Below are 26,245 nucleotides of genomic sequence, written 5' to 3' on the forward strand. Positions count from 1 at the left end.
TCAGTATTTTCAATACAAACGTTGTTTTTGCATGAATAGTTCTTGCGAAGTAAAAAAATTAATCGGAATTTAAAATATTTTCAGCCTATCATATCTTCATGCAAATAAAGTCTTGTTACCTGATACTTACTACTTGCTACTCTCCTTCAAATACCCTTATTGTTTTCAGATATCTGCTATCGTAATACGGGCTGAAAGGGGTTTCGGTAACACCTTTAGCCTTGCCCGAGGTGGAATGGATAAACACCACAGGTTGGCCGGGCTTTACAATTAAAATGCCCATGTGGCCCGGTACATGGTCGGTGCTGTCGGTACCGGTAAACAGCACAAGATCGCCGGTTTTAGCCTGGCTTAGCGGAACCTCGTTGTGTACATGATCAAAATCCATCGACCGGCGGGGCACTGCTATCTTAAAATGGTTAAACACATAAGTTATAAATCCCGAACAATCAAATCCCTGCGCCGGATCGGTAGATGCGTATAGATAGGGGATACCCCGCAGGCTTTGAGCAAATGCAACCAGGCTATCGGGGTTTATGCCTGCTGTGTTTATCCTGGTCACAAATTCCGCGCTATCCGGAGCCGGCGGCGGCAGGGTATCGCCACGCAGTAACGTTTGCCCGTTAATTACTACCGCCTCGTGACTGCAGCCCTGGCAGCCGCTAAAGGTCAATAAGATAAGTAGATACAAAGGAATGGCATGCATGTACAGTATACATGAATGCCGTACAATTGTTTTGGGCAATCAGTAGTTGATGTCAAAAAGTCGATGGCAAGTATCAGGTTTTTTTGAGCGTTCTAACAAAGTGCATTGCTTTGATATTTTTAATTATCCCAACATATTATTGAAAATAAATATGCCGGTTTACATTGATAAAGTATTTACATATATTAACTTTAGCTAATTAATAAACCAAATATCTTGTCCTATGAAAACAATAAGAATACTGCTGTTGGCAGTACTGTTGCCTTTTGTTGTGGATGCGCAAACGGGGCACACCAAAAACACACACAAACACACAGTTGGTTCAGGAAGAGAACATCAAAAAAATGACAGCCTTGTACGGGGTGTTTCGTACAGTGTTTTTGTTGCCTCCGTTGCCGATTTTGCCGACAGTACCAAAAAGCAACTTGCCAAAACTGCCTGGCAACTTTGGAAGCACGAAAAATGGGCCGAATTAGAGCAATTTTTTAGCACAAGCAACCTTAATGGTGGCTGGCCCCCAAACCGTGGCGCCCTGTCGTTAAAAATGATTACCCTGCAGGCCGGCTTGTTGGTTGACCGCTATGGCGGTTACTACGATGCCGACAGTGTTTTCCAGGACAAGGGCACCTTTGTATCATTTGTAGGTGTGCCGTTTCCGCAACGCGCTTTGCCCGATAAAACCTTACAATCGCCTTACAGGGTTTATAAAATTGTAAAACCCATTGCCGGTGTTAAAAAAGGACAGATCATCCCCTGGTTTAATAAGCCCGGTTTAGGTATCCAGTTTGAATTACCATATAATATCAACGATTTGAAAAAAGGCGGGTATATTGCCGAGCAAAAAGATAAAGAAAGCCCCAAATGATAATCAACTATAAAAAGGCAAAGTCACTCATATTTGATGGCCCCGAACAGGAGATACTGCACAAATCATTCGATTTGAGCCGTGAAACCGCCTTGGGCATAACCATAAAACTGGATGACTTTGCCAATAATACACTTGAAGACCTGCGAGGAGTTATCAGCAGCGCCGACTTTGAATTCATTGTAAAAACCGGGGCATTTGTTAGCGATGGCGGTTTCCTGAATTTATATAAGGGTAGCAATAACCTTAGGCTGTATTACAACAAAAAAGGTAATACTATAATTGTTTTTGCCTACGGCGAATTTCAACCGGCCCGTTATATGCTTTACCTGGAAGGCTTTTGGACAATAGCTTAGCTATGCACCTAAGGCAGATCTAAAAAAATCCTGATACTTGCGACTTGATACCTTTGTAAAATAGCCAACTTGTGTTTTGGATAACAAATCACAAGTCGGCTATTTGCGGTTAAACTGCACAAGGCTTACAAAAGGAGAGATAATTTGTAGTGTAAGCCACTAAAGTTGTTAACTATGCAGCCTTTTGCGGCGCCTTGATTTAAAACTGAATGGTAAGCGTTGGATCCCACCAAAAGTAGCCGAATAATACCGGCTCTGCCTGGTCCCTCGTGTGGCGGTAAAGTGCAAAACTGATACTGTAATTTTCTGTTCCGGTTTTAAGGATGGTTGCACTGTTGAACCAGTAACTCTGTAACGAAAATGTAATCGGGAATGTGGTTCTGTCGGTTGGCAGGATACCTGTCCTGTTAAATACATTAAAGTCAACTGCGCTGAATACATCATCGCTGCTGTCATATCTTGCAATTTTGTAAATGGCTACGGCGGTGTCAAAATTGCCATTTTCAGATACCGCGTACCAGCGAACAACATCGCCGGTAACGGCTTTTACGTTAAGGTCTGCCGTACCTTCAGATTGTGGGGTAAATACATTGCCCCTGGTGGCTACCATGTACATATAATTATGCGCCAGGCCGGTTGGGCTATCTGCATTGGTACTTGGTGTAGGGTTATCGGCTATAATAGCTTCGGTATCGATAACTATTTGGATATAAACGATTTCATTGGAATCGCTTGCTGGTGAAATTGCCATAAGTAGTAAATTTAAAAGTTAAATAATGGTCTCTACTCTTTAAAAGGATTTTCGAGTTAACTCCTGCTCAGGAGGGCGTATGACCGAAGCTTCTTAACCGGTATCATATGCCCTTATTGCGATACAAATATTGCTCTGAACCGGAAATTAGGGAAGAGTAGAAATACCGAAAAAAATAAATAAGTATTTATACGCAGAAAATGGGCGTTTGCGAAAAAAATGTATATTATTATATTAATTATTAAAACAATATACTTAACTTAACCTTAGTTAATTTGACCAGCCTTTAAAGCCATTAACTATTAAGCTACGCATCGCAAACCTTGTAAATCAATTTATTATGCAACAACAACCCTTTGGCAATTTTACCAGATTGCTCCACTATGTACTTATTTTTTTTGTATTTTTATTTGTAACAGCCTGTAAGCCGCCGGCAGGCGGGGGCATTAAATTTGCTTCGTTAAAATATACTTCGGGGCAGGTTACCCATTGGCTCGATTCGGCCAAGACCAATAACTTCGTTTTTCAATTTTACACACCGGCTGCTGATAGTGAAAAGCGGCCTTATCAGCTTATCTCGTACATTATTGATACGGCCGGGAATTACTTAAATGCTGCCAGCCCCGATACATTATCATTGGCAAAAGATAGTTTAACCACGCTAAGCGGTAAGGCCATCTTGGGCAACTCCTATATCTCCAAAAAAACCATCCTCGATATGTTAAAAGATTCCGGCGGAAAAAAACGGGACTTTGACTATCTTCTTTTAACCCCAATAATACTGCCGTCCAATCAGCATGTAGTGTACCAGGTTCAAATTATAAAAGGAGAGGTTGTTTTAAAATGCGGCACCGGCGATGTAAATTCAAACCCTTCGCCGCCGGCCACTATGCAATAAAACATATAAAGGCTGTGCAAAATATTCTTAAAAACGTTCTCGATTGGTCGGAGGTTTGGGCATTGCTCATACCTTTGACTTTTCTTTACATCCGCAAAAAACAACCGGCCTTTAATAAGCCTGTGGTAATATATGTTTGGATAGCACTGATACTAAATATAGCTATCGACCTAACCTGGAAATTCAGGACAAAACTACCCGTTCAATTTCAATCGAATAATTATCTGTATAATATCCATTCCATAGTAAGGTTTGGGTTGTTCAGTTCTTATTTTATCCGGCTTAAGCAACCGTTTCTTACCGCAACAAAAAAGGTTATTCAGCTTGTTTTTGCAGGGTTTGTAATTGTAAATTTCAGCATTTATCAACATTTTTTTGACTATTGGCATTTTAGCAGCCTGCTGTTATCGGTTGAGGCCGCGCTGTTGTTGTTTTACTGTATTCAATATTATTTATTCAGGATAAACGATGACGAGGAAATAAGTAAAAAACAGCCCGATTTATGGATTGTTACCGGCCTGGGGATTTATGTAACTGTAAATTTTTTCATATTCCTGCTGTATAACAAACTCGCTATACACCTGCAAAATTTTGCGGTAAGCTTATGGAATATCCATAATATCACCTTTATTATTTTTTGTGCATTTATAGCAAAAGCCTTTTATGAGTCAGAATTATAAAGAGATAAAGCTTTTTTTGTTTATGGGGATAGCAGTGATGCTTTTTCTGTTTGCGAGCGTTTTATTGATTTTTATATTTTTTCAGCGAAAGAAATTTCAATACCAAAAAAACATTCAACGTTTACGCGAAAATCAGCAAAACCAATTAATTGAAGCAGCCGTGCGCAGCGAGGAAGTGGTACGGCACCGGATTGCCGAGGATTTGCATGACGAGGTTGGGGCAATATTATCGTCGTCAAAACTGCATTTCCAGGGGATAAAAATTAACGTTTTCGACGAAAAAAACAACGAACTTTATGAAAAAGCCAAAGAGTTACTGGACGAAGCCATTAAACAGGTAAGGGATATCTCACATAACCTTCACTCGGGGATATTGAAAGAATTGGGCCTGAATACCGCAATCCAGCACTTTGCCGAAAAGGTAATCCATAACAGCAATATTATACAGGTTACAACTGCATTGGCCGAATCCTATACAGCGCCAACAACCGAAAATGATATCAGTATTTACAGGATATTTCAGGAGCTTGTAAATAACATCATTAAATACGCCAACGCCAAAAAACTGCATATCAGCTCGGTTTATGAAAACCACGCGTTAAGGCTAACCATTTTTCACGATGGTAACGGGCTAACCCAGAAGCAGTATGAAGAGTTACGCTTTAAAAAAAATGGACTTGGCTTAAAGAACATACAAAGCCGTATAATTTTGATAAAGGGCCAGCTCTCGTTTTCGCAGGTGGCCGGGGGGTATTGTATTGATATATATGTAAAAGACAACTTTAATCCCTGAAGCAATAAGCAACATTGGCAAATATTTTTATCCGATACACCATCTAATGAGTACAAACTATGAAGCCCGATAAAATAAAAATAGCGATAGCAGACGACTATACTATATTCAGAGACGGTTTAAAAGTTGGCCTGGCCCAGCATAACGATTTTGAAGTAACAATGGAAGCCAGCAACGGCCAGGATTTAATAGAAGGGATGGAAAAAGAATTGCCGGATGTTATTATTATGGATTTAAAAATGCCGGTAATGGATGGCATAGAAGCCACCAAACTGATTAAAAAAAGATTTGGATCGGTTAAAATTTTGGTGGTAACCATGTACGATGACGATAAATTTATTATCCATTTAATGGAGATTGGCGCAAACGGATACTTATTAAAAAATGCCGACTCAGACGAAATTGGTAAGGCAATTTATGCCGTACATGAAAATGGCTACTATTTTAATGATATAGTAAGCAAGGCCCTCCTGAAAAAATTAGTGATAAAGGGTAACCTGAAGCCATCGTTTAATCAAAATATTGAATTTACCGAACGTGAGCAGGAAGTTTTAAAACTGATATGTGAAGAAAAAACAGCTACCGAAATGGGCAAACAACTTTTCCTCAGCCCGCGCTCTATAGAGGGGATCAGGATAAGGCTGATTGAAAAAGTGGGCGTTCGGAATACCGCCGGCCTGGTAATGTTTGCGGTAAAAAACGGGATAATATAAATGTGCTTTTACCGAACTATAATGTGAAAAATAACGCCACTGCGGCAGCACCCATAATCACAAATGTTGACCATAACAGGGTTTTAGATAACCAGCCGCTTTTATACACGCCCATAATTTTTTCACTGGCCGCTATGTTCACGATGAGGAACAGTAAAGGAACAGCTGCCACGCCATTTATCACCGCGGTATATACCAGGGCCTTTACCGGGTCTATCCCCACAAAATTTATAGCCAGGCCCACCAGTGTAGCAACGGTAATTACGCCATAAAACCCATAAGCTTTGCGGAATTTCAGGTTCAGGCTGGCACTCCAATCAAAAGCCTCGGCTACAGCGTAGGCGGCCGAGCCTGATAAAACCGGCACAGCCAGCAGACCAAGGCCGATGATGCCTATGGAAAAAATCAGCTTGGCAAGGAACCCGGCATGCGGAAATGAATGTACCAGAGGTTCCAGCGCTTTTGCCGCATCGGCCGCGTTTTTAATATCAGTTACGCCGCTGTTGTGTAAAACCGTAGCCGCCACCAGCAAAATGCACCAGGTGGTGAACTCTGAAACGATCATACCGAAGGTATTATCTTTACGCATGGCATGAATGTGCGGCCAGCCAATCCTGGGTTTGCCGTTGCGCACCAGCCCCTTGGCTTGTTCTTCCTCAACCTCCTGCGAGGCCTCCCAAAAAAACATGTAAGGTGTAATGGTAGTTCCGAATACCCCGGTGATGATAAACAAAAAAGCAAAGCTAAATTCAAAATGCGGCACAAGGCTTGCCCGCAGCACCGTTGCCCAGGGCTGATGAACAATAAATACCGTTATAGGATAGGCCAGCAGCGTAAGCGCCAGCCATTTCAATATTCTGGAATATAGCTTGTAAGTGGTAAAAATTTCCAGTAGTAGAATGCCCGTAGTAAATAACAGCGTCAGTATGATAAAAGGTATAGGTATCAGCAACTGGGCGGCAGCGGCCATGGCGCCAATATCGGCGCCAATGTTAATGGTATTGGCTACCACTACCAGCCCTACAACTGTGTATAATACCTTACGACTGTAATGTTCCTTCACCACAGCAGCTATGCCTTTGCCGGTAACCAGCCCAATACGTGCGCAGGCCTCCTGAACGGCGGTCATAAAGGGCAGCATATAAAGGGCCGTCCACAACTGGCCATAGCCAAATTGAGCGCCCGTTTGCGAATAGGTTGCTATGCCCGACGGGTCGTCGTCTGCCGCGCCGGTAGTTAAGCCCGGCCCAAGCAGGCTTAGCCATTTCAGAATTTTCCGCTTACGAAATTGGGGTTTGGGGTTGACAGACATACCTGGTAGACGTTGAAATGAATAAGAGCAATAAGGTACGATATAAAGATTGAAATTTTTTCATCCGGAACAGTTTAACCATGGGATCATCGATGGTATGGCCGCTAATTTCGTCCCGCATCCTGAATGGAACCCGGTTACGCCCAAATATCGTTTGCTGCGGTAAGAATGATGGGCATGCCGTTAGTTACCATAATAGTGTGCTCATGCTGGGCTACATATCCGCCACGGTTTCCTGTTAACGTCCAGCCATCTTCCTGCTGATCTGCATAGCTGGAGTGCGTGGCAATAAAAGTTTCAATGGCTACAATCGAATTTTTTTTGAACCGTGCGGTGTTGTACCTGTCATAACAGTTCAGTATATCATGAGGTTCTTCATGTAAACTTCGCCCTACACCGTGCCCGGCAAGGTTCTTGATCACTTTATAACCAACTTGTTTGGCCTGCGTTTCAATGAGCTTGCCGATATCAGCAATTTTTACACCTCCTTTAATCTCACTGATTGCCTTTTTTAAAATCTGTTTAGAAACATCAACCAGCGGTTGCAGTCGGTTTAAATCGCGGCCAAGTATAAACGAGCCGCCATTATCGGCCCAGAAACCGTTTAGCTCGGCAGACACATCGATATTGATCAGGTCGCCCTCATTCAAAATCCTGGTCTCGGTTGGAATACCATGCGCCACCTCGTTGTTCACACTGATGCAGGTCCACCCCGGAAAACCATAGGTTAGCTTTGGTGCCGATTTAGCCCCCATTTGATTCAGGATATTACCCCCAAACTCATCCAGCTCCTTAGTCGACATACCCGGTACCGCATGCTCTCGCATCTGCTTTAACGTTTCGGCAACGGCATTGCTCACTTGTTTCATCCCAAATAGTTCTTCCTCAGATGTGATTGACATGGTATTCTTTTTTTGCTCAAATATAGGGGTTTTACAGGAAGGAAGGGGTTGATGCTGTCACTAACGAGTCAAGGATAGTCGAAGGGAAGACGGCGTTATGTAATATTAAAGTTTTTTGCATGCCGATATTTGTTGGTGATAACACACAACAAAGAGCGGTAGGGAATTTCAACGTGGGCGAAACTGGAGAGGGTGTGGGATACCAAATCCACTCCGGCATCCCACTCCCAATTGATTCCGTCTTTAAAAAATCTTGATACCCGCTACTTAATACTCTTCTCCAGCGGTTTACGATGCCAGTAATTGGCCAACAATGACCCGGTGACGTTCATCAGCGGACCAAATACCGCGGGGGCCAGGCCTACCGTCGCGATTTTTCCCATCGCTTTTGCCAGCCCGGAAGCAAGGCCGGCATTTTGCATGCCTACTTCTATGGCCATGGTGCGGCAATCGCGTTCGGGCATTTTAAATAACCGGCCAGCCCAGTAACCCAGTGTATAGCCCAATAAATTGTGAATAAGCACCAGCAGCACCAGCATAGCGCCAATATTTAATAAACTGTTTCGGCCGGCGGCGGTAATAATTACGATAATAAAAGCGATACCAAACATGGATATTATTGGCATGAGTGTTTCCAGCCATGCGGCACGTTTAAGCAGGTATTTATTAAAAAGAATACCGGCGGCGATGGGTAAAACAACAATTTTTGTTATATCCCACATCATGCCAAGTGTATCTATTTTAATAAACGCGCCGCCAAGCAGTTTCATCAACAGTGGCGTAAAAAACGGCGCCAGCATGGTTGATACCGCGGTTATGGTAACAGACAACGCCAGGTTGGCCTTTGCCAGGTACGAGATAACATTGGAGGCCGTACCGTTTGGCGAACACCCCACGAGGATTAAGCCTGCGGCAATCTCTGGCGGAAAGCCGCTTAATTTGGCCAGCGTGAAGCCCAGCAGCGGCATAATTAAAAAATGACTGCCAACACCTATAAATACGCCTTTGGGCATTTTAATAACCCCGGCAAAATCTTTAATGCCCATAGATGTGCCCATCCCGAACATAATAAGCTGCAGCAGCGGTGTAATAAGGCCTGATAGCTTAAACCCTTTTACTTCAATAAAGTATTGAGGATAGTATAATGCCGCAGTAACAGCAGCGAAAATGATAATCGTAAAGGTGAAGCCCTTTAATAGCTCCCATCCGCGGCATGCTATAGATAGCATGATAAAGAACGCGATAATAAACGGGCCGGCATGGGCAATGCCTTCCCGGTAAATTTGCCAGGCTGCGGAAAGCGCGCAAAGCACGGCAATACCCGCAATGAGTTTGTAAATAACGATATTTTTCAACTATTTAAATTTAGTGTTATGTTAATCGTGTAACGACGGATAGTCTTTACCCCAAGGGCTTAAGTTAAAAAGATTAAATCTAACTTTTGACTTAAGACTTAGTACTGCTAACTTGACATTAGGTTATAATTTGGTTACCAGGTGCGCTTTTCCATAAAGGCATCTAATTGCGCCCTGGTCATTTTCATTTTGCCGGGATTTTGATCAAGCCATTTCATAAATGCGTCTTTCACCTGGCTGGTCCACTGGCTGTCAATTTCGCCGGTGGCAAACCTGCCCGATTTAAGCATGGCATGTCCAAACTCGTCGCGCAGGGCGATGAATTCGGCAGTAGCCACCACTTTTTCGGCCAAATGTGCCGGTATAAATAGTACGCCTTCTTTTTCGGATATAACCAAATCGCCGGGCAGCACTACCGCGCGGCCTATGCGTATGGGCGTGTTAAGCCCCATTAGTACCATTTCTTCCAGGTACGATGGATCAAAGTCGCGTACAAAAGCATTAAAGCCATGTATTTCTTTAAGCCCCTGCAGGTCGCGCGCCGATCCATCAAAAATAACACCGTTGCCCGATTTGCTGAAAATGGAGTTGCCCAGGTTATCGCCAATAAGCGTACCTCCTTTAACTTTACCAAAACCATCGGCAACATACACATCGCCTTTGGTTAAAGTTTCTATCGGCCAGGCATTGGTGTTTCCTTTTCGGCCTTGTTTAAGGCCCCGCTCTTTAATACTTTTTTCAATATCGGGGCGGCTTGGCATAAACATGGCCGTAACGGCGCGGCCAACAACAGGCAGGGTATCGTTAACCAGTTTCCACCCACCTTCAAACTGGTTATTATAGCCTTCGTTTTTTAATACCGTCCAGGCTTCTTCAATGCCTATTTTTTTTGCCCGCTCTATAATATCATCCGGAATTTTAGGCCTGCCATCGGCAAAGCGCTCGCCTTTCCACTCCGACGTAAAAAATACCAGTTCGTCTTTTGAAATGGTTTGCGCCCGGGCGTTGCTGTACCAGCCTATGCCGGCAAAAAGCCCCAGGATTAAAAGTTTATAGTATCTCATAACTTTTATTAAAACAGGATAATATTAATTAATGATTTTCGGTTATTAAAACGGTTTGCGGGTTTTTGGTATTAATTTTAGGCTGATATATGGGCGATGCTATCCCGTTAAGGTCATAAACTATTTTACCCGCCCTGATGGTGAGTTCGCACACAAATTTTTTGCTGGCCTCTACCTTGTAACCCGTATAATCAAACAAACCGAATTTACCTTCGACAATACTTAAAATAGCTACATCGGCACCCGAGCCTACCGACAAATTTCCCAACTCCTCGTGTTTTATCTCCTTCGCCGGGTTTGATGTGCAGGCCTCTATCACATCGTGCAGGGGCATGCCCATGGCCAAAAATTTGGTCATGCAGGTAAGCATATCCTTCATGGCATCATTCATACTACCTACGTGCAAATCGGTGCTGATGGAGCTTGGGAAAAATCCCTCTTTGGCGGCGGGCAGTGCCTGTGAATAAGCAAAGCTGATATTGCCGTAGCCTACGTCAAAAGCAATACCCCGTTTCCGGGCCTCGTATACAAAAGGTTTTACTTTTTTAGTCGCCAGGTCAACAATGGGTTCGCGGTCATTAAACTGACCGAAACAATGGGTAAAAATGTCGCCTGGCCTAAGGTGTTTCAAAAATAACTCTTCAATGGGTAACGGCGGGGTGCTGCCGCCAAAATCAATCATTACGGGTATTCCCTTTGCAGCCGTACCGGCCTCTACTGCGCGGTCGGTAGGTGTCCAGTCATGACCTTCGTAGTGGGCCAGTTTGATGCCTACAATAATATCTTTATATCTCCGGGCAACCAGAGCGGTCATCCGCGGATCCATATCATTCAGGTCCTGCTCGTAATCGCCGCGCATGCCTTCGCCAACAATGTTTAAAAACGCCAGTACGCGGGTCCTGGAATTATCAATAGTTTGCGTTTTAAAGGTCGAAAATGTTCGCCAGCCCGAGCTGCCTGCATCAACAACCGTAGTTACACCATTCCTGAAAGTAAATCCATCTGGCGCCAGGCCCAGGTTCCCGTTTTCGTATTGATGATCGGGCTGGGTACCGCCAAAATTATGGGTATGGATGTCAATCAATCCGGGCACTACATACATGCCTTTGGCCTCAATTACATCTGCTGCCTGTTTGGCGTCGATATTTTTGGATATCAGCACTATTTTATTGTTGATGATAGCAATATCCATGATGGCGTCGATATCATTTTTAGGATCAATCACGTGGCCATCCTTAATCACAATATCGTACGACTGTGCCATTACCGCCGTGCTTAATACGCTTAACAGCACCAATAATAAGAAGTAGGTTTTTTGCATTTTGGGTTAATATTTAAATCATAATAAAGATTGCAGGTTGTAATTTTTAAAAGGCAGATGGATAATATTGAACGGCACGTTATCAGACAGCTTGCTGTAAAATGGTTTTTACTTTCCCGGCTACAATATCAACCTGGTCTGGCCGCAAAAGCACCACACCGATAGTAAGGCTATCGCCGTGGCTGTTGGCTACTATGCTTGGCGTGCCGTTTTTTAAAGCCGTTACTACCTGCCCAGGCGTAATTTTAATTTTGCTGCTATCCCAGGTTACGTTAAGACTTGGGTAGGCGTTAGCCGGGCCGGGGTCAACCACCGTTTCGGTTTTAACACTGTGCAGGCTTTCCAGTTGCGCGCCGATATATTTGGTGCGCTGCATCCAGTCTTCCCATTCTTTTTTATGGTCCCGTTCCAGGTAGGCCTTCAGCGCGGCGTACATGCCAAACATCTCTTCCTTGTTTACTTTCATAGGCCGGCCAATAGGCGCCTCATTAGGGCTGTGGTTAAGGCGGGCGGCGGTAATAAGGTCTTTACGGCCAAAAAGCAAGCCCGCGCTTTGCGGCCCGCGTATCATTTTACCGCCCGAGAAGGTCACCAGGTCGAAACCGATTTTCTGAAACTTAAACAGGTTTTCAACCGGCGGCACGTCTGCCGCGGCATCCAAAAAGGTTGGTATGCTGTGCCGTTTGGCAATAGCCACAAAATCGGCATGCGTAATACTGCTTTTTTCGGCGGCGTTAAAAAACAGGGCCATTACCGTTTTATCATTAAAGGCTTTTTCCATTTCGTCCGGGCCCTCAACCTCAATAATTTTGGCGCCGGTAGTGGTTACGGCCTGGTCAAACAGGTATCGGTGCGTTTTCTGCATAATTACCTCGGGCCGCGGCCCCGGCAGGTTGGGCAGCAGCTTTATTTTTTCATGATCGGTACCGGTTATGGCAGCCGCTGTACCCAGCAATATGGCGCATGCCGCTCCCGATGTTACCATGGCCGACTCGACATGCAGCATTTCGGCAATTTTTGCCCCAACTTTATCCTGCAACTCGTACATGTTGGCAAAATCGTGCGATGTTGAATTAATGGCCTCCAACACTTCCGGCAGCATCAGCGAACCGGATAAAAACGTCATCGTTACCGAAGCGTTAATTACCGGTGTAACACCAAGCTCTTTAAACAAATCGCGCACCGGCTTTTTGGCCGGGGAGGAGGGGAGCGTAACGGCGGCTTTGCTTACCAGGCTGCCCGTTAGCGGTAACAGTGTAAGGCCCTTAAGTATGTCTCTGCGTTTCATTTTTTGATTATTATATGTAAGCGATACAATCCATCTCGACCAGCGAGTTTCCGGGCACACCACCCTTAGCTACTGCAACGGTAGTGCGTACCGGCGGATTTTTGCCAAAGCGGCCTTTGTAAACCTCGTTCATGCCCTGGTAGTCGGCAATATCATTCAGGAACACCGTTACCTTGAGTACTTTTTCCATCGATGAGCCGGCTTTTATCAGTTCTTTTTCCAGCTCTTTAAGTACAATCTCGGTGTGCGCCTTAATTTCGAATGGTTCAATGTGGGCGCCTTTTCCGGCTATAAAAACCATGTTGCCCAGTTTGGTCGAGCCGGAAAACAATGGCACATCCTGATAAGATGTTACATTGTTAGCTACCTTTTCATCGGCGGGCGCGGCAATGGCGTCTTTGCTTATGCCGAATACGGATATGCCTACTGCCGAGGCCAGTATCCTTTTTAAAACAGATCTTCTTTTTTCCATGTCGTTTTTATTTTGTGTGATGTGGTGTATATGTTGTTTTAGTTTTGTTAGCGCGATTTATTTGTGGGTGCCGTGGTATTTGGGGCACTCAGCGTAAGGATATATTTCACCATTTTATTAGCCTCATCGGCGCTTACCGCCGGGTGTGGCGCCATAGGTACCGGGCCCCAGGTACCGCTGCCGCCACTTATTATTTTTTGCGAAAGCATAGCCACAGAAGCCTGGTCCTGCGGATATTTGCCGGCGATGGCTACATAGGCAGGCCCCACCAGTTTCTCTTCAACTTTATGACATGCCAGGCAATCGGATTTGGAAATAAGTGTTTTACCGGCCTCAATTTCGGGGGCGGTGGCAAAGGGTGGTTTTGATATTACAGCGGGCGCGGCGGCTTTCTTTTTTAGGGCAGTTTTTTTTCTTACCTGCGCCCCGGCCTGGCAGCACAGAATGGTTAAAACAACGCAGAAAATGCCTGTTATTAATTTATTAATCTTCATGTTGTTGTATTTGTTTATCCGCCATTTTTCGCACGGCGCTTACGTCGGCCGGTGTTACAATTTCGGGGATGTTGTTAAAATTGGATTTGATGTAGGTGAGCACTTCGGCTACCTGTTTATCAGATAAAAAACTGCCGTGCGCGGGCATTACTTCGTTGTACGATAGCCCTTTTACCTTTACCGGGCCCTTTAACCCGTTAAGTATCACTTTAATTAACCGGTTTTTATTATAATTTACCCATTCGGATTGTACCAGCGGGGGGAAACGCTTTCCATCGCCTTTACCATCGTTTTGATGACAGGCCACGCAATAGGTGCTGTATACAACAGACGTGGCGGCCACATCTTTAAACAGGTTATCTTTAATCTCATCCGGAGTTTTAATGTTGGATGCCGTTTGTTTTCGTGTTTCCATGGCGGCAAGCTGTGCCGGGCCGAAGGTTTTTTTATCGCCGGTGTATATAATACGCCAGATCCGTCCTTTTTCGGTATCGCTTACATATAATGAGCCATCCGGCCCTTCGGCCAGGCCCATGGGGCGGTATACGGCATTGCTTACGTTTACAATAGGATCAACCCTCGCAAAGCCATCGGCAAAAACCTCCCATGGTCCCGAAGGCCTGCCATCTTTAAACGGAACAAATACAATAATATAGCCCGCCTGCGGATAAGGCGCCCTATCTGTAGCGCCATGAAAAGCGATGAACGCGCCGTTTTTGTAATGATCAGGAAACTGCTTTCCTTTGTAAAACAATAAATCGTTGGGTGCAAAGTGTGCGGGGAAGCCAATAAGCGGCTGGGTTAGTTTAGCGCCGTCGCCCACTTTAATTTTATCGCCGCCAAACTCGGGGTTAAGCAGTTTTTTGTTTTTTATAGGATCATAGTAATAGTAGGGCCAGCCGCCATCGAGGCCTTGCTGTACTTTAAAAAACTCTTCGGCGGGCTGCACCGCGCTTTCCCAGGGCGTGTACAAATCGGGCCATAGCAGCCTGAAATCGTCGCGGCCATGGTTAATGGTATATAACGATTTACTTTTGACATCCCAATCCAGGGCGACAATGCTTCTTAGACCGGTGGCATATTTTACACCATCGGACTGGTGCTGGTTGGTTTTATTGGCATCAAACATCCAGATGCCGCCATGATCTTTTAACCAGGGGTTACCATTATCCGGCGAACCCGGACTACCAACGCCCGGCGAACCCGGCTGCCGGTTGTTAACCTGCCCGGCATTTGACCCTGCCCCCCATCCCACAAAAATATGGCCCTTATTATCAAAGGCAATGGGCTTGGTTTGATGCTCATGATAAGGCGGATTATCGATAACAATGGTATCCAGTTTACTATCGGGCACCAGTTGCCCGCGTTTAAGCTTCATCCGGTAAACCATCAGTTCCGAACTGAAGTACAGGTAGCCGTTATGAACACGCATGGCCGTACCGTAAGTTTGGCCATCGTATTTGCCAAAAGGGGTTATCACATCGGCGCGGCCGTCGCCGTTGGTATCGCGCAGGGCTACGTTACCGTATCCATCGTTGGCATAATGGTCGCGGGCTTTTACATAAATATCGCCGTTTGCGTTAACAGCGATGTGCCTGGCCTGGCCCTTTAAACTATCGGCAACAACAAACGCGCCGAAACCAGCCGGCAAAAACAGCCCGCCATTATCATCTGCATCAGCCACAGGGAGTTTGGTATCGGTGGCCATCCACCCAAATCCCATAAATACAAACAAAGCTGCCGCACAGGTAAACATCAATAAACGCGAACCAAAATAACGCGAAGCAGCAGCCGAAGCCCTCCTTGTGCCTTTAGTATTATTCATGCAAACAATAATTTTTTATATACAATGCCAGGCTGGGGTACCCGGTTATACATTTCTTATTACACATGACTACCGGCAGTTTATCCCTCCGGAAGGCCGAAATATTTTTGCGCTGCCCGTTTTTTAGTTAAACACGAGGGCTTTGATATCGAATTATTGCTTGCAGCTTATTTCATAGTGGCTTTTTGTAGAAAAATTATATTTTTACGTGATTATAAACCTGTTATGAAAGCCTTGATCACTACCCTTATCTGTATTGTATTTGTTTTTGCCGGCTGCAAAAAAGATACAAAACCCGGAACAGAAATAACAGCCGGAAGCATTGTCGGCAAATGGACAGTTCCAAGCCTGGTGTATCAAAGCTACAAGGATGGTAAGCTCTCCAGGGAAGATCCGCTTGAAGCATATGCTTATGAATTTGAATTTAAAACCGATGGAACAGTAGACTATACCGAAGGTGACGTAACGTCTTCCGGCGAATACACTATTAAATACGACTCGGGGAAATATTATTACTGGGTAGGTATCCAGGGCCGCCATGGTTCGCCTGACGAAGGTACTGCCGAAATTAAAATGATCAACAAAAACTCCTTCACACTTAGATTCGAAACTTCCGACGTCAGTGGCCTTAGGTATGTGGTGATTGAAACTATGATAAGAAAGTAATTTTATCTACCCCTGCAGATCGAAGTCTATGACTTCGATCTGCTATGCACGTAGTCTACAGACTACCAGATAGTTTCGTGCGGTCTGGTAGCATTTAATACGTACAAAAACTTATTAAATTCATCACTATAGTCAGAGACTATAGACATAATCATTCGAAGTCTCCGAACAGCGCAGGGCTGTTGCCGCAGGACCACCCCGGCTTAGGCCTGCCCGAATCGTTGGTGATAAGCCCTTTCCAGGGATTCCCGGTGATTGGGGTGGGCCAGTTGAATAAGGGCCTGCGCACGTTGCTTTAAATTTTTGCCGAACAGGTTAACCGTTCCGTACTCGGTAACTACCCAGTGCACATGGCCGCGGGTGGTTACTACGCCGGCTCCTTCTTTCAGGAACGGAACAATGCGGCTGATGCCTTTATTGGTTTGTGAGGGCAAAGCGATGATTGGCAAACCACCGTCTGACAGCGAGGCGCCCCGGATAAAATCCATTTGCCCGCCAATGCCCGAAAACTGGTACGTACCTATCGAATCTGAACATACCTGGCCGGTGAGGTCAATCTCAATGGCGCTGTTAATAGCGGCTACTTTTGGGTTTTGGCGAATGATGCTGGTATCATTAACATAACTGATATCCATCACCCGGATGGCAGGGTTATCGTGTACAAAATCATATAACTTCCTGGTGCCTGCCATAAAAGCGGTTACCGAGCGGCCGGGGTTCAATTTCTTCTGGCTGTTGTTGATAACGCCCTGCTCAATCAGGGGGATAATACCGTCCGAAAACATCTCGGTATGCAGGCCAAGGTTTTGGTGCGTGGTCAGGTTTTTAAGTACCTGGTCGGGTATTGCGCCTATGCCCAATTGCAGGGTTGCACCGTTTTCAATCATTGATGCTACATGGTAGCCAATTTTCTCAATCACCGGCGAGGTCTGGAAGTCGTAATTTATCTCCGGGAGTTGGCTGTTTTGCAAAACCATCGCATAAAACCTGCTCACGTGAATAAACCCTTCACCGTGTGTTCGGGGCATCAGCGGGTTAACCTGGGCAATCACATATTTGGCGGTATCAACAGCAGCACGCGCAACATCTACCGAAGTGCCCAGCGAGCAGTAACCATGCGCATCGGGCGGCGAAACCTGTACCAGGGCAACATCAATAGGGAGGATGTTTTTGCGGAACAGCTGCGGAATCTGGCTCAGGAAAATGGGCACATAATCGCCATTTTGGCTGTTAGCTACATTCCTGGTAGCAGCCGAAACAAATAATGAGTTGAAGAAAAAACTTTTCCTGTGCTCCGGCTTATCAAAATTTACCTGGCCAAGGGTGGTTATACTCACCAGCTCCACATTATTTAATTCATGATGCCTGTCCTGTAAGGCTTCAACCAGGCATACAGGTGTGGCAGCGCTTCCATGTATAAATACCCGGTTGCCGGGTTTAACTATTTTTAATGCTTCCTGCGCGGTAGTGTATTGTATTTCAATCATATGGTTATGCGGACTGCTATCCGGTGGCTTTTTCAAAGATATGCCCTTAGGCCGATGGATTCAGAATTATCTTATTCATGCCAAAGTCAATTTAAGGGGGGAGCAGGCGGCGAATGCCAACACAGGCCCGACATTTTTTTGACTTTTGACTTTTAAAAATGGCGTTGCCTGCGGTCCGTGCTTGCAGTACCATCTTCAATCTTCAAAAAATTAATATTTTGAAAATAAGAAACTTGTTGTATGTTTGTACTATATGTATAGTACAATAGTATTTTAACATGATTAAATTTAAATTAGACCCTAAAACGGGTACCCCGTTTTACCGGCAAATAATTGACCAGATCACCTTTGGCATAGCTGCGGGAAACCTGAAAACAGGCGAACAATTACCCACTGTGCGTTCGTTGGCTGTGGATTTAAAAGTAAACCTGAATACGGTGGCCAAAGCCTACAAAGAGCTGGAAATTCAGGATATTTTAGAAACACAGCAGGGGACAGGCACATTTATAAGCGAAATCAGGATCCAGATAACCGAAAAGGAGCGAAGCGCCAAATTAAAAGAGATCTGTAACGAATTTTCGTCCATTGCATTCAGCTATGGTTTTTCGACAGACGACATTATTAATCAACTTAAAAAACAATAATATGATAAGTAGTAAAAAGAATACCAAGCTGGGCGTTAACCCGATTGCAGCCGTGATATTTGTTGTGTTAACAGGAGGCGTTATTGGTTTGTATTATTTGGAATGCATTAACGCTTTAACCCTGGGGCTGTTGCTTATAGCTTCGCTGTTTTTGGCCAACTCGGTGCATATAGCCGATCAGTGGGAGAAAGCTATTGTTTTACGCATGGGTAAATATACCGGGCTACGCGGCCCGGGCTTATTTTTTACCATACCGCTGGTTGACAAAATAGATAATTATATCGATCAGCGGGTTAGGGTTACCGAGTTTAAAGCCGAGCAAACGCTTACCAAAGATACCGTGCCGGTAAATGTTGATGCCGTAGTGTACTGGACTGTTTGGGATGTTGAAAAGGCCGCGCTTGAAGTGCAGGATTATGAGGTGGCTATTGCCTACATAGCGCAAACCGGATTAAGGGATGTAATAGGTAAACATGAATTGGCCGAGCTGTTGCAGGAACGCGATAAGGTGACGGATTTACTGCAAAGAATACTGGACGAGCATACCAACCCCTGGGGCATAACCTGCCAGAATGTGGGTATTAAAGATATTGTTATCCCTCAATTATTAGCCGATGCCATGAGCAAGGAAGCCCAGGCCGAAAGAGAACGCCGTGCAAGGGTAATACTGGGCACCGCCGAGGTGGAAATTGCCGAAAAATTTGCGGTGGCAAGTGAACAATATATCAATAATCCGGTGGCCTTACACCTTAGGGGGATGAATATGTTGTTTGAGGGCCTGAAAGAAAAAGGATCGATGGTGATAGTGCCAAGCTCGGCATTGGATTCCATGAACCTGGGCGCTATGGGCGGGTTAATCTCCCTGGCAAAATCAAACGAACCCAAGCAGGACGTGTGAACTTGCATAAAACCCGGTGTTCAGTTAATTCCATAGGTATTGCTAACGCGGGCTGCGGGTAAGGTTGGGGTTTTGTGCTTTACAACAGCATTGTGATTTGCATGCGGGCGCACCCCGATATTATCGGGGCGGCGGCGGGAAAAGTGCTTGCGGGAGCGTTTCGTTATTCAAGCTATTGTATAAGTCTGAAATTATATTTTGGCCCTTTTCTTTGACACACGTTGTGGCCGAACGGTTACTGTTTTTGTACCGCCGGCAGGCATGGCTGTATTTGACGAACCTTGTGTAGTTATTTGTACACTAACGGGTTTTTGCCCTGTTTTTTTATATCTGGCAATAGCCTGAGCAATGGTTTGCATGGTAGCCTCAGTAAAAACCGATGGCCCCACTATTAGGTCAACGTTTTTGGGTTCTCTGATATATCCCATAATTCAAACTTTAAAATATTGTTTAATCAAAAATAATGCCTCTTGCGGATAAATGATCATATTATGCCCACCCACATGTACAGCGCCCAGTACTTCCTCATAATGGCGTATCAAATCCGTTTTTGCCTGGTAAGAAACGAAGCCTTCGTTACCGGCATCCCACGACCTTTTACAAGCAAATGCAAAAAGGTTACCGCCAACTCCCTCGTGCTTTTTATCCGGTCCGAAATTAATCGGTGCACTTTCAGCTAAATGCACATATACAAAGCCCTCTTTGTCGCTTAAACTTATCAAGCCCTGTATAACATCGGGTTCATCTACCGTTGTTAATTTATATACTAAGCGGTCTTGCTCGTTAAACTCGGTTTTCCATGTAAAATGCCACTTGTTTTTTTTGATGGCGAATTTCATGTCTTCCTTTGTTGCCAACGACAGTTCAGTTTCTAAACTTTCACCGCTATTCAACTGGCGGATACTGTTGGTAAGGTCGTCAATAACTAAATTAAGGTGATAAACTGAATCATCAGGCATTATACGAATATACGGAAATTGTAAAAAATAATTGCTTTTTAAAGTAAAATCAGGTTAAAAAGATAAAGGTTTAGCTGAACTATAGGGATATGTAACACCATTTCCGCGTGTTGCCGATGTTGCTATTAACGAGCAGGGATAGCCGAAAGTAAGATGGCGTTACGTAAACATTAAAACTTTTTACATGCCAAACAACATTGTGATTTGAATGCGGGCGCACAGGCCTGGAGGCCTGCGGCAGCAGAAAGTACTTGCGGTAGCCGGGTGTTTTTTTACGCCGCCGCCTGCCTGTTGTATTTGTGCTTATAATCGTTGGGCGACAAACCGGTGAACTTTTTAAACACCGCCCTGAAAGCCTTAACATCATTATAACCCACCTGGTACATTACCTCGTTGATGTTTTTTGATGAATTTTCCAGCTGCTTTTTGGCGGCTTCCACCTTCACCCGCTGAATGTATTCGGCTGGGGTGTTGTTGGTAGCTTTTTTAAAACGGCGTTCAAAATGGCGGCGGCCGATGGCAAACTGGTCGGCCAGGTCATCTACAGAAAGTTTCCCGGTGTAATTATGTTCAATAAATTCCTGTGCAAGCTTAATGGGTTCGTCCTCATGCTTTTTTTGCCCGTTAAACATGACAAATGGCGACTGGCTTTTCCGGTCGATCTCGATAGCGAAAAACTTAGCCGCCATAATGGCCAGTTCTCTGCCGGTATATTTTTCAATAATGTGCAGCAACAGGTTCCAGTAAGAGCTGGCACCGCCGCTTGAATAAAGGCCGTCAATTTCGGTAATGATGGTACCATCGGTCATGGCCACTTCCGGGAACATGGCCCTGAACTCGTTGCCCGACATCCAATGGGTAGAGCATGATTTTCCGTTAAGCAACCCGGTAGATGCCAGCAGGAAAGCACCAAGACAAAGAGAAGCCACCTCGGCGCCGTTTTTATATTGGTTGATAATCCAGGGCACAAAATCCTTGTTCAGTTCAACCATGGCCTTCATATCGCCCGATAGCGCGGGGATAACCACCAGGTCGGTTTTTTTAAGGTCGCTTATCAGCACATCCGTATTAACCGCGAAAGCGCCGTTGTTGAGCGGTACCTGGGCGGTTAAGCCCACCAATTGCACCTCAAACGCGGGCTGTTTACCGGCGCTAACCAAAAATTGATTAATGGCGGTGAACATATACCGCGGATCGACGATTGCAGACGGGACGGCCTCATAGGGCACCAGGATGGATATGTGTTTCATGTTGATCAAATCTAAGCAATCAAAAAATAAAAAGTCGCATTTACACCCTGCAGATGTCAAATACATGCAGTACTTACTTGGTTACCTCCACACTACCTTTGAATTAACAAAATCACCAACAAAAAATATCATTATGGAAACCACAGTATCATCAACCACTGCAACTGCGCCTTCAAAATCATCGTTGTTAGCCGGGCGTATCATCAGCGTTATCTGCATTTTATTCCTGCTGTTTGATGCTATCGCCAAAATCATGAGAGAAAGTCACTCGGTAAAAGGCACCATTTTTTTGGGCTACGGCGAAAACATGGTACAGGTAATAGGTACCATACTGCTGGTTTGCACCATCATCTACATCATTCCGCGTACTGCTGTTTTGGGCGCTATTTTAATTACCGGCTACCTCGGTGGCGCTGTAGCTATTATGATGAGGGCCAACCAGCCGGCCTATTTCCCTATAGTTTTTGGCATACTGGTATGGCTAAGCCTTTACCTGCGCGATGGAAAAGTAAAAAGCCTGCTCAACTTTGGCGGTAAGTGGTAAATCGGCTTTAAAATAATTCGCGCAATGACGCAAAGAAAACGACGCAAAGAAAAATAAGGAATTGCTTTGCCACTTAGCGCCCTGGCGCAAAAAAATCTAAAAAGCGGTTTCCTGGTAATATATAGCCTGTAAATAATAAGTATAATAAAAAATGAGGGAGTTGGTGGCATCGGTAAATGTAACTTTAGATGGCTTTATGGCCGGGCCCGATGGCAGCCTTGATTGGCATTTTAAATACTGGGATGGTGAATTGTGCGAAAGCCTTTGCCGGCAACTGGCCCGGGCAGATACCATTTTATTAGGTGCACGCACTTATGAAGCCTTTGCCAACTACTGGCCCGCAAAAGCCAACGACCTGCTGATGGCCAAAGAAGATATTGTAATGGCCGAGCTGATGAACCAACACACCAAAGCAGTAGTATCCAAATCAATCCACCTTACCCCCTGGCGCAATACCATCCTGCTAAAAGGAAAGTTAAAAAAACAGATAGACCAATTAAAAGCCCAGCCGGGCCGGGATATCATAGTTTTGGGGAGCGGACAGCTGGTATCATCACTCATGAAGCTAAACCTGGTAGATAGGTACGAACTGTGGGTGCACCCTGTAGTGATTTCTACCGGGAAACGTTTATTTCCCACCCTTAGCCATAATTTACAAATGCGGTTAACCAACACGCAGGTATTTTCGTCGGGCATTGTGCGTTTGAGTTATGGCTGCGAAAAAGCGGGTGAGCAGATGCCTGTTGTTGGTTTGCCGGCATAAAGCTTTATTATTTGTATGCAAATCCGGTATGTGGAATTGCGAAGTATTCGAACAGGGTAGGGAGCGCCAACAAGTGCCAGGCCGAAACTCCATTTCCGCCGTTGCCATCAAGCAGCAGGGATAGCCAAAACAAGATGACATTACGTAAACCTGAAAGCTTTTTACATGCGGATATTTGTTGGTGATAACACACAACAAAGCGCGGCAGGGGAACACCAACAAGGGCGAAGTGCCAAGCTCGGCATTGGATTCCATGAACCTGGGCGCCATGAGCGGATTGATCTCCTTAGCAAAATCAAACGAACCAAAGCAGGACGTGTAAACTAATTAGATGTTTTTCCCGTACAGATCGGGTAAAATACCCTGAAAATATGCCTGATATCGTCGTATCTTCATGCCATATAATAACGGGATGAAACGCAAGTCTTTGATTTTGTTCATATTGCTGACAATTTTTCAAACAGCCGGAAGGTGCCAGCGTTCAAATCTTATTCATGTCCCAATTCTACCAACTGATGAGACTTCTCGTCTATTGGTTAGCCGAATTGGCGCCATCTGGATAGGACATAGCGCCGGGCTTACCCGTTATGATGGATCAAATATAAAGGATTTTGATAGCGGGGAAACCGCTGCTTTTAATTCAATGGTTTGGGGCTTGGCCGAGGATAGTTTGCAACGGATTTGGTGCATCATGAGGAATTCAATTTGGTGTGTAAAAAACGAGAAATTAGTTTTAGTAAAAAAAATTGACCATGTGGCACTCTTAAAGTTGTTAAGCTTTAAAGGGTTTATGTTCCTCAGTACATCAGAATCATTGTTCGTATTTGATATAAAAACTTTCAGTTATAGAGAATATAAACATCAGAATAGAGGTATTTTAGATAATGAAACCAATATTTTTACGATAGGGCAGGACTTGTTTATAACTGGCCGCTATAGCAGAAAGGTTTATCGATTCGAAGAAACTTCTGGATTTTCCGAAGTACAGCTTCTTGGATTTAGTTTCAACAATTCACACGAAATAAACGTCAGTTATTTTCAAAATAAGGCTGGTGATCCCGTTACTACCGTTATCAAAGATGAATCTAAATTAAATCCAGATCAGTTTATTTGCCAACTGAAATATTTCAACGGCATATTGTACTTGTCGAATATTCTTAACTATTATGGTTCGCGTATAGTTGGGGTACGAACGTTTAGTACGGGTGAGCAATGGGTAAGTTCCTATGATGAAATAGCTTCTAATAAAGGCGAAGTAAAGAAGGGGATGGGAATAGTGGACGTAGTTGTTGATAATGAAGGAAATAAGTGGTTTTTGGCGCCCGGAAAAGGCTTGTATTTTGAACCTAAAAAATATAGCATCAATACAGTCGGTTTCAAAAATGAACAAATAACCTCAATTGCAAAGCAAGTACCGAATTTATTGGTTGGGACCTCATCAGGCGCTATTTACAGATATGATCCTGCCTTAAAACTGAAGATCCAAATTCATCATGCCCCTGGTCTCAACAGAGGAATTAGCTTTATCCAGGCTATAGATTCAGTAAAATTCATTTTTGGTTCTTATAATGGACTGTATTTATATAATTCCAAAAAGGAGATCCAATTTCCTGGGCCATTCATTTCCAAATTCGAAGGGGCTTTTAAGATTGGAGACCATTTATATGTCGCCGATGGACATAATCCAATTATACTTGATCAAAATGGATCCAGTTTAAATCAGTCTCAACTTAACCCTACTGAACGGGAATTAATTAAATACAGGTTGAATGCGGTTGCACTGGATTCTATAAACAACGTATTTTTCTTGGCCAAAAGAAATGATCTTGTAAAATATGTCAATGGGCATGAAGAACGTATTGTATTTAATAATGTAAAAATCATCGCGTCCGCTTTGATTTATACAGATCAAAAACTATATATCGTCAGTAGAAAGGATGGGTTACTTGTCTTAAAAAATAACGTCGTATCGCAATTATTGGATCGCAGCGCATTACCACCACATTTTATAACAAAAATTAAAAAGATCGAACATACACTTTATCTTTTGGACAACGAAGTTATGCGGTTGCTTGACACCAGGACTGATGAGCCCATTGGAAATACCATCAGCTATACTAAAAATGTTAATGATGTTGAGGTATTAAACCGCATTGCCTATGTCATTTGTGACAATAAATTATTGTTTAACAAGACCAATAGCGATGTCCCTGACAACAAATTGGTATGTTCGGAATTATCGACCGTCATAAATGATTCAGATACTACAAATGATAACAACTTAATTTTGCCATATAATAAAAATTCACTGTCTGTAAATTTATCCTTCCCGGTATTTAATAATCCCGAGATGAGTTTTTACCGCTACCGGTTGACATGTGATCAACAGGGGAATTGGGAAGCCACAAAGCCGGGCGAAAGCACTCTTCATTTTTTATCTTTAAAACCGGGTAAATATCAGCTTATGATAAAGGCAATTCATCCTATTCTTGGAGAAAGTACAAATTATATCGTTAAAAACTTTCTGATTTTGGATCCCTGGTGGCAAACCTGGATATTTAAAGTCGCATTAACTTTGTTCTTCCTGATTTTACTTTTAACAGCCTCACGGGCCTACCATATCTCAAAATTAAAAGAGCAAAAAGCGTTTTTTGAAAAGGAACTGGCATTAGAAAAGGAGAGGCAAAATATCAGCAGGGAGATTCACGATGATATAGGCCAATCATTATCGGTTATCAAGCTGAATCTCAACATGGGAGCCCCGGCTCAATTAGAAGAAGCAAAATCAATTTTAAGTGATGTGATCAAAGACCTGCGTGAATTTACACACAATTTATATTATGGAAAATTCTTAATGGATGATCTAGTCACCACGATAAAGAAAGATATCGACAGTTTGAATAATACTAATCAAATAAAAGTTAATTTAGAGATGCAGTGGCACGACTGTAAATTAACTGGCCAGATTGAGTCCTTAGTGTATCGAATCTTTCAGGAAGCAGTTAATAACATAATTAAACACGCACATGCAAAAAATATTTCTGTGTCTATAAATGGGAATATAAAAGAGCTTATTTTAATTATAAAAGATGATGGGCTGGGATTTGATCTGCAACGCAAAAAAAATGGTCTTGGCCTGAATAATATGCGCCAACGAGCAAAATTAGCGGGGGGGATGTTGCTTATAAATAGTAGTCCTGATAAAGGATGTGAAATTAAATTGTCATTACCTCTTTAAT

Annotated in this window: 28 protein-coding genes; 13 read left to right on the forward strand and 15 right to left on the reverse strand. The window is 43.9% G+C overall.

Annotated elements, in window-relative coordinates; all coding sequences use genetic code 11:
- Positions 1–136 precede the first annotated feature (136 nt).
- Positions 137–706, reverse strand: coding sequence for a C40 family peptidase (locus PQ469_RS04775; protein WP_274211915.1), 570 nt, complete (start codon positions 704–706; stop codon positions 137–139).
- Positions 707–929: 223 nt separating this feature from the next.
- Here PQ469_RS04775 and PQ469_RS04780 point away from each other — a divergent pair, with 223 nt between their 5' ends.
- A complete protein-coding gene (locus tag PQ469_RS04780; RefSeq protein ID WP_274211916.1) occupies positions 930–1,571 on the forward strand; it encodes a TNT domain-containing protein in 642 nt (213 codons plus the stop codon).
- On the forward strand, positions 1,568–1,927 hold the full coding sequence (locus PQ469_RS04785; RefSeq protein ID WP_274211917.1) for a hypothetical protein: 360 nt from the start codon (positions 1,568–1,570) through the stop codon (positions 1,925–1,927). The genes PQ469_RS04780 and PQ469_RS04785 overlap by 4 nt, the downstream gene beginning before the upstream one ends.
- A gap of 199 nt (positions 1,928–2,126) precedes the next feature.
- Here the strand turns inward: PQ469_RS04785 and PQ469_RS04790 are convergent, their stop codons facing one another.
- Entirely contained in the window at positions 2,127–2,678 is a 552-nt protein-coding gene (locus PQ469_RS04790) for an inclusion body family protein (RefSeq protein WP_274211918.1), read from the reverse strand.
- A gap of 340 nt (positions 2,679–3,018) precedes the next feature.
- Between PQ469_RS04790 and PQ469_RS04795 the strand changes: the two genes are divergently transcribed.
- From PQ469_RS04795 to PQ469_RS04810, 4 genes are read left to right on the forward strand one after another with little or no spacing between them, the layout of a single operon-like run.
- Positions 3,019–3,576, forward strand: coding sequence for a hypothetical protein (locus PQ469_RS04795; protein ID WP_274211919.1), 558 nt, complete (start codon positions 3,019–3,021; stop codon positions 3,574–3,576).
- Between the two features lie 14 nt (positions 3,577–3,590).
- A complete protein-coding gene (locus PQ469_RS04800) occupies positions 3,591–4,256 on the forward strand; it encodes a hypothetical protein (protein ID WP_274211920.1) in 666 nt (221 codons plus the stop codon).
- Positions 4,240–5,049 (forward strand): sensor histidine kinase, encoded by an 810-nt coding sequence (locus tag PQ469_RS04805; RefSeq protein WP_274211921.1) that lies wholly within the window; start codon positions 4,240–4,242, stop codon positions 5,047–5,049. The genes PQ469_RS04800 and PQ469_RS04805 overlap by 17 nt, the downstream gene beginning before the upstream one ends.
- A gap of 59 nt (positions 5,050–5,108) precedes the next feature.
- A complete protein-coding gene (locus tag PQ469_RS04810) occupies positions 5,109–5,762 on the forward strand; it encodes a response regulator transcription factor (RefSeq protein ID WP_090643685.1) in 654 nt (217 codons plus the stop codon).
- A gap of 16 nt (positions 5,763–5,778) precedes the next feature.
- On the opposite strand, the gene PQ469_RS04815 is transcribed toward PQ469_RS04810, so the two are convergent.
- The 9 genes from PQ469_RS04815 to PQ469_RS04855 form a co-directional block, all read right to left on the reverse strand.
- Entirely contained in the window at positions 5,779–7,074 is a 1,296-nt protein-coding gene (locus tag PQ469_RS04815; protein ID WP_274211922.1) for an NRAMP family divalent metal transporter, read from the reverse strand.
- A 137-nt stretch (positions 7,075–7,211) separates the two neighbouring features.
- Entirely contained in the window at positions 7,212–7,976 is a 765-nt protein-coding gene (map, locus tag PQ469_RS04820; protein ID WP_274211923.1) for a type I methionyl aminopeptidase, read from the reverse strand.
- 263 nt (positions 7,977–8,239) lie between these two features.
- Positions 8,240–9,331, reverse strand: coding sequence for a bile acid:sodium symporter family protein (locus PQ469_RS04825; RefSeq protein WP_274211924.1), 1,092 nt, complete (start codon positions 9,329–9,331; stop codon positions 8,240–8,242).
- A gap of 134 nt (positions 9,332–9,465) precedes the next feature.
- Positions 9,466–10,395 carry an RraA family protein gene (locus PQ469_RS04830; RefSeq protein ID WP_274211925.1) on the reverse strand — a complete coding sequence of 310 codons (930 nt, stop codon included), beginning with the start codon at positions 10,393–10,395 and terminating at the stop codon, positions 9,466–9,468.
- Between the two features lie 28 nt (positions 10,396–10,423).
- Positions 10,424–11,716, reverse strand: coding sequence for an amidohydrolase/deacetylase family metallohydrolase (locus PQ469_RS04835; RefSeq protein ID WP_274211926.1), 1,293 nt, complete (start codon positions 11,714–11,716; stop codon positions 10,424–10,426).
- Positions 11,717–11,798: 82 nt separating this feature from the next.
- A complete protein-coding gene (locus tag PQ469_RS04840) occupies positions 11,799–13,004 on the reverse strand; it encodes an aminotransferase class V-fold PLP-dependent enzyme (protein WP_274211927.1) in 1,206 nt (401 codons plus the stop codon).
- Between the two features lie 10 nt (positions 13,005–13,014).
- A complete protein-coding gene (locus tag PQ469_RS04845) occupies positions 13,015–13,476 on the reverse strand; it encodes a RidA family protein (RefSeq protein ID WP_274211928.1) in 462 nt (153 codons plus the stop codon).
- A 47-nt stretch (positions 13,477–13,523) separates the two neighbouring features.
- The gene (locus PQ469_RS04850) at positions 13,524–13,970 is read right to left on the reverse strand and encodes a c-type cytochrome (RefSeq protein WP_274211929.1); all 447 of its coding nucleotides are present in this window, start codon (positions 13,968–13,970) and stop codon (positions 13,524–13,526) included.
- Entirely contained in the window at positions 13,960–15,795 is a 1,836-nt protein-coding gene (locus PQ469_RS04855; RefSeq protein WP_274211930.1) for a PQQ-dependent sugar dehydrogenase, read from the reverse strand. The genes PQ469_RS04850 and PQ469_RS04855 overlap by 11 nt, the downstream gene beginning before the upstream one ends.
- 225 nt (positions 15,796–16,020) lie before the next feature.
- On the opposite strand from PQ469_RS04855, the gene PQ469_RS04860 reads away from it, so the two are divergent.
- Positions 16,021–16,461: a hypothetical protein gene (locus tag PQ469_RS04860; RefSeq protein WP_090643760.1), complete on the forward strand. Its 441-nt coding sequence runs from the start codon at positions 16,021–16,023 to the stop codon at positions 16,459–16,461.
- A gap of 203 nt (positions 16,462–16,664) precedes the next feature.
- Here PQ469_RS04860 and PQ469_RS04865 read toward each other — a convergent pair whose 3' ends face one another.
- Complete coding sequence (locus PQ469_RS04865) at positions 16,665–17,948, reverse strand: acetyl-CoA hydrolase/transferase family protein (protein WP_274211931.1); 1,284 nt, start codon at positions 17,946–17,948, stop codon at positions 16,665–16,667.
- Between the two features lie 278 nt (positions 17,949–18,226).
- On the opposite strand from PQ469_RS04865, the gene PQ469_RS04870 reads away from it, so the two are divergent.
- Together PQ469_RS04870 and PQ469_RS04875 are read left to right on the forward strand one after the other, a co-directional pair.
- Positions 18,227–18,592 (forward strand): GntR family transcriptional regulator, encoded by a 366-nt coding sequence (locus tag PQ469_RS04870; RefSeq protein ID WP_090643767.1) that lies wholly within the window; start codon positions 18,227–18,229, stop codon positions 18,590–18,592.
- A gap of 1 nt (position 18,593) precedes the next feature.
- Entirely contained in the window at positions 18,594–19,490 is an 897-nt protein-coding gene (locus PQ469_RS04875) for a slipin family protein (protein ID WP_090643773.1), read from the forward strand.
- Between the two features lie 191 nt (positions 19,491–19,681).
- Here the strand turns inward: PQ469_RS04875 and PQ469_RS04880 are convergent, their stop codons facing one another.
- The 3 genes from PQ469_RS04880 to PQ469_RS04890 all read right to left on the reverse strand — a co-directional run bounded on the left by PQ469_RS04880 (position 19,682) and on the right by PQ469_RS04890 (position 21,699).
- Positions 19,682–19,918: a hypothetical protein gene (locus PQ469_RS04880; protein ID WP_274211932.1), complete on the reverse strand. Its 237-nt coding sequence runs from the start codon at positions 19,916–19,918 to the stop codon at positions 19,682–19,684.
- Between the two features lie 3 nt (positions 19,919–19,921).
- On the reverse strand, positions 19,922–20,449 hold the full coding sequence (locus PQ469_RS04885) for a hypothetical protein (RefSeq protein ID WP_274211933.1): 528 nt from the start codon (positions 20,447–20,449) through the stop codon (positions 19,922–19,924).
- Between the two features lie 272 nt (positions 20,450–20,721).
- Positions 20,722–21,699 carry a GlxA family transcriptional regulator gene (locus PQ469_RS04890; protein ID WP_090643786.1) on the reverse strand — a complete coding sequence of 326 codons (978 nt, stop codon included), beginning with the start codon at positions 21,697–21,699 and terminating at the stop codon, positions 20,722–20,724.
- A 133-nt stretch (positions 21,700–21,832) separates the two neighbouring features.
- Between PQ469_RS04890 and PQ469_RS04895 the strand changes: the two genes are divergently transcribed.
- The 4 genes from PQ469_RS04895 (at position 21,833) to PQ469_RS04910 (ending at position 26,244) form a co-directional block, all read left to right on the forward strand.
- Positions 21,833–22,243, forward strand: a complete 411-nt coding sequence (locus PQ469_RS04895) for a DoxX family protein (RefSeq protein ID WP_274211934.1) — start codon at positions 21,833–21,835, stop codon at positions 22,241–22,243.
- A 151-nt stretch (positions 22,244–22,394) separates the two neighbouring features.
- Complete coding sequence (locus PQ469_RS04900) at positions 22,395–23,006, forward strand: dihydrofolate reductase family protein (protein WP_274211935.1); 612 nt, start codon at positions 22,395–22,397, stop codon at positions 23,004–23,006.
- Between the two features lie 181 nt (positions 23,007–23,187).
- Positions 23,188–23,328 carry a hypothetical protein gene (locus PQ469_RS04905; protein ID WP_274211936.1) on the forward strand — a complete coding sequence of 47 codons (141 nt, stop codon included), beginning with the start codon at positions 23,188–23,190 and terminating at the stop codon, positions 23,326–23,328.
- Between the two features lie 90 nt (positions 23,329–23,418).
- A complete protein-coding gene (locus tag PQ469_RS04910) occupies positions 23,419–26,244 on the forward strand; it encodes a sensor histidine kinase (protein ID WP_274211937.1) in 2,826 nt (941 codons plus the stop codon).
- Position 26,245: the final 1 nt, after the last annotated feature.

The organism is Mucilaginibacter sp. KACC 22773, from assembly GCF_028736215.1.
Taxonomy (GTDB): Bacteria; Bacteroidota; Bacteroidia; order Sphingobacteriales; family Sphingobacteriaceae; genus Mucilaginibacter.

Excerpts from the sequence above, each read along its gene's own strand:
- PQ469_RS04885 (WP_274211933.1), bottom strand. The coding sequence starts at position 20,449 with ATGCCTGATGATTCAGTTTATCACCTTAATTTAGTTATTGACGACCTT.
- PQ469_RS04805 (WP_274211921.1), top strand. The coding sequence starts at position 4,240 with ATGAGTCAGAATTATAAAGAGATAAAGCTTTTTTTGTTTATGGGGATA.
- PQ469_RS04810 (WP_090643685.1), top strand. The coding sequence starts at position 5,109 with ATGAAGCCCGATAAAATAAAAATAGCGATAGCAGACGACTATACTATA.
- PQ469_RS04895 (WP_274211934.1), top strand. The coding sequence starts at position 21,833 with ATGGAAACCACAGTATCATCAACCACTGCAACTGCGCCTTCAAAATCA.
- PQ469_RS04785 (WP_274211917.1), top strand. The coding sequence starts at position 1,568 with ATGATAATCAACTATAAAAAGGCAAAGTCACTCATATTTGATGGCCCC.
- PQ469_RS04790 (WP_274211918.1), bottom strand. The coding sequence starts at position 2,678 with ATGGCAATTTCACCAGCAAGCGATTCCAATGAAATCGTTTATATCCAA.
- PQ469_RS04900 (WP_274211935.1), top strand. The coding sequence starts at position 22,395 with ATGAGGGAGTTGGTGGCATCGGTAAATGTAACTTTAGATGGCTTTATG.
- PQ469_RS04840 (WP_274211927.1), bottom strand. The coding sequence starts at position 13,004 with ATGAAACGCAGAGACATACTTAAGGGCCTTACACTGTTACCGCTAACG.
- PQ469_RS04865 (WP_274211931.1), bottom strand. The coding sequence starts at position 17,948 with ATGATTGAAATACAATACACTACCGCGCAGGAAGCATTAAAAATAGTT.
- PQ469_RS04850 (WP_274211929.1), bottom strand. The coding sequence starts at position 13,970 with ATGAAGATTAATAAATTAATAACAGGCATTTTCTGCGTTGTTTTAACC.
- PQ469_RS04880 (WP_274211932.1), bottom strand. The coding sequence starts at position 19,918 with ATGGGATATATCAGAGAACCCAAAAACGTTGACCTAATAGTGGGGCCA.
- PQ469_RS04795 (WP_274211919.1), top strand. The coding sequence starts at position 3,019 with ATGCAACAACAACCCTTTGGCAATTTTACCAGATTGCTCCACTATGTA.
- PQ469_RS04860 (WP_090643760.1), top strand. The coding sequence starts at position 16,021 with ATGAAAGCCTTGATCACTACCCTTATCTGTATTGTATTTGTTTTTGCC.
- PQ469_RS04775 (WP_274211915.1), bottom strand. The coding sequence starts at position 706 with ATGCATGCCATTCCTTTGTATCTACTTATCTTATTGACCTTTAGCGGC.
- PQ469_RS04870 (WP_090643767.1), top strand. The coding sequence starts at position 18,227 with ATGATTAAATTTAAATTAGACCCTAAAACGGGTACCCCGTTTTACCGG.
- PQ469_RS04815 (WP_274211922.1), bottom strand. The coding sequence starts at position 7,074 with ATGTCTGTCAACCCCAAACCCCAATTTCGTAAGCGGAAAATTCTGAAA.
- PQ469_RS04830 (WP_274211925.1), bottom strand. The coding sequence starts at position 10,395 with ATGAGATACTATAAACTTTTAATCCTGGGGCTTTTTGCCGGCATAGGC.
- map (WP_274211923.1), bottom strand. The coding sequence starts at position 7,976 with ATGTCAATCACATCTGAGGAAGAACTATTTGGGATGAAACAAGTGAGC.
- PQ469_RS04855 (WP_274211930.1), bottom strand. The coding sequence starts at position 15,795 with ATGAATAATACTAAAGGCACAAGGAGGGCTTCGGCTGCTGCTTCGCGT.
- PQ469_RS04780 (WP_274211916.1), top strand. The coding sequence starts at position 930 with ATGAAAACAATAAGAATACTGCTGTTGGCAGTACTGTTGCCTTTTGTT.
- PQ469_RS04875 (WP_090643773.1), top strand. The coding sequence starts at position 18,594 with ATGATAAGTAGTAAAAAGAATACCAAGCTGGGCGTTAACCCGATTGCA.
- PQ469_RS04910 (WP_274211937.1), top strand. The coding sequence starts at position 23,419 with ATGAAACGCAAGTCTTTGATTTTGTTCATATTGCTGACAATTTTTCAA.
- PQ469_RS04845 (WP_274211928.1), bottom strand. The coding sequence starts at position 13,476 with ATGGAAAAAAGAAGATCTGTTTTAAAAAGGATACTGGCCTCGGCAGTA.
- PQ469_RS04890 (WP_090643786.1), bottom strand. The coding sequence starts at position 21,699 with ATGAAACACATATCCATCCTGGTGCCCTATGAGGCCGTCCCGTCTGCA.
- PQ469_RS04835 (WP_274211926.1), bottom strand. The coding sequence starts at position 11,716 with ATGCAAAAAACCTACTTCTTATTATTGGTGCTGTTAAGCGTATTAAGC.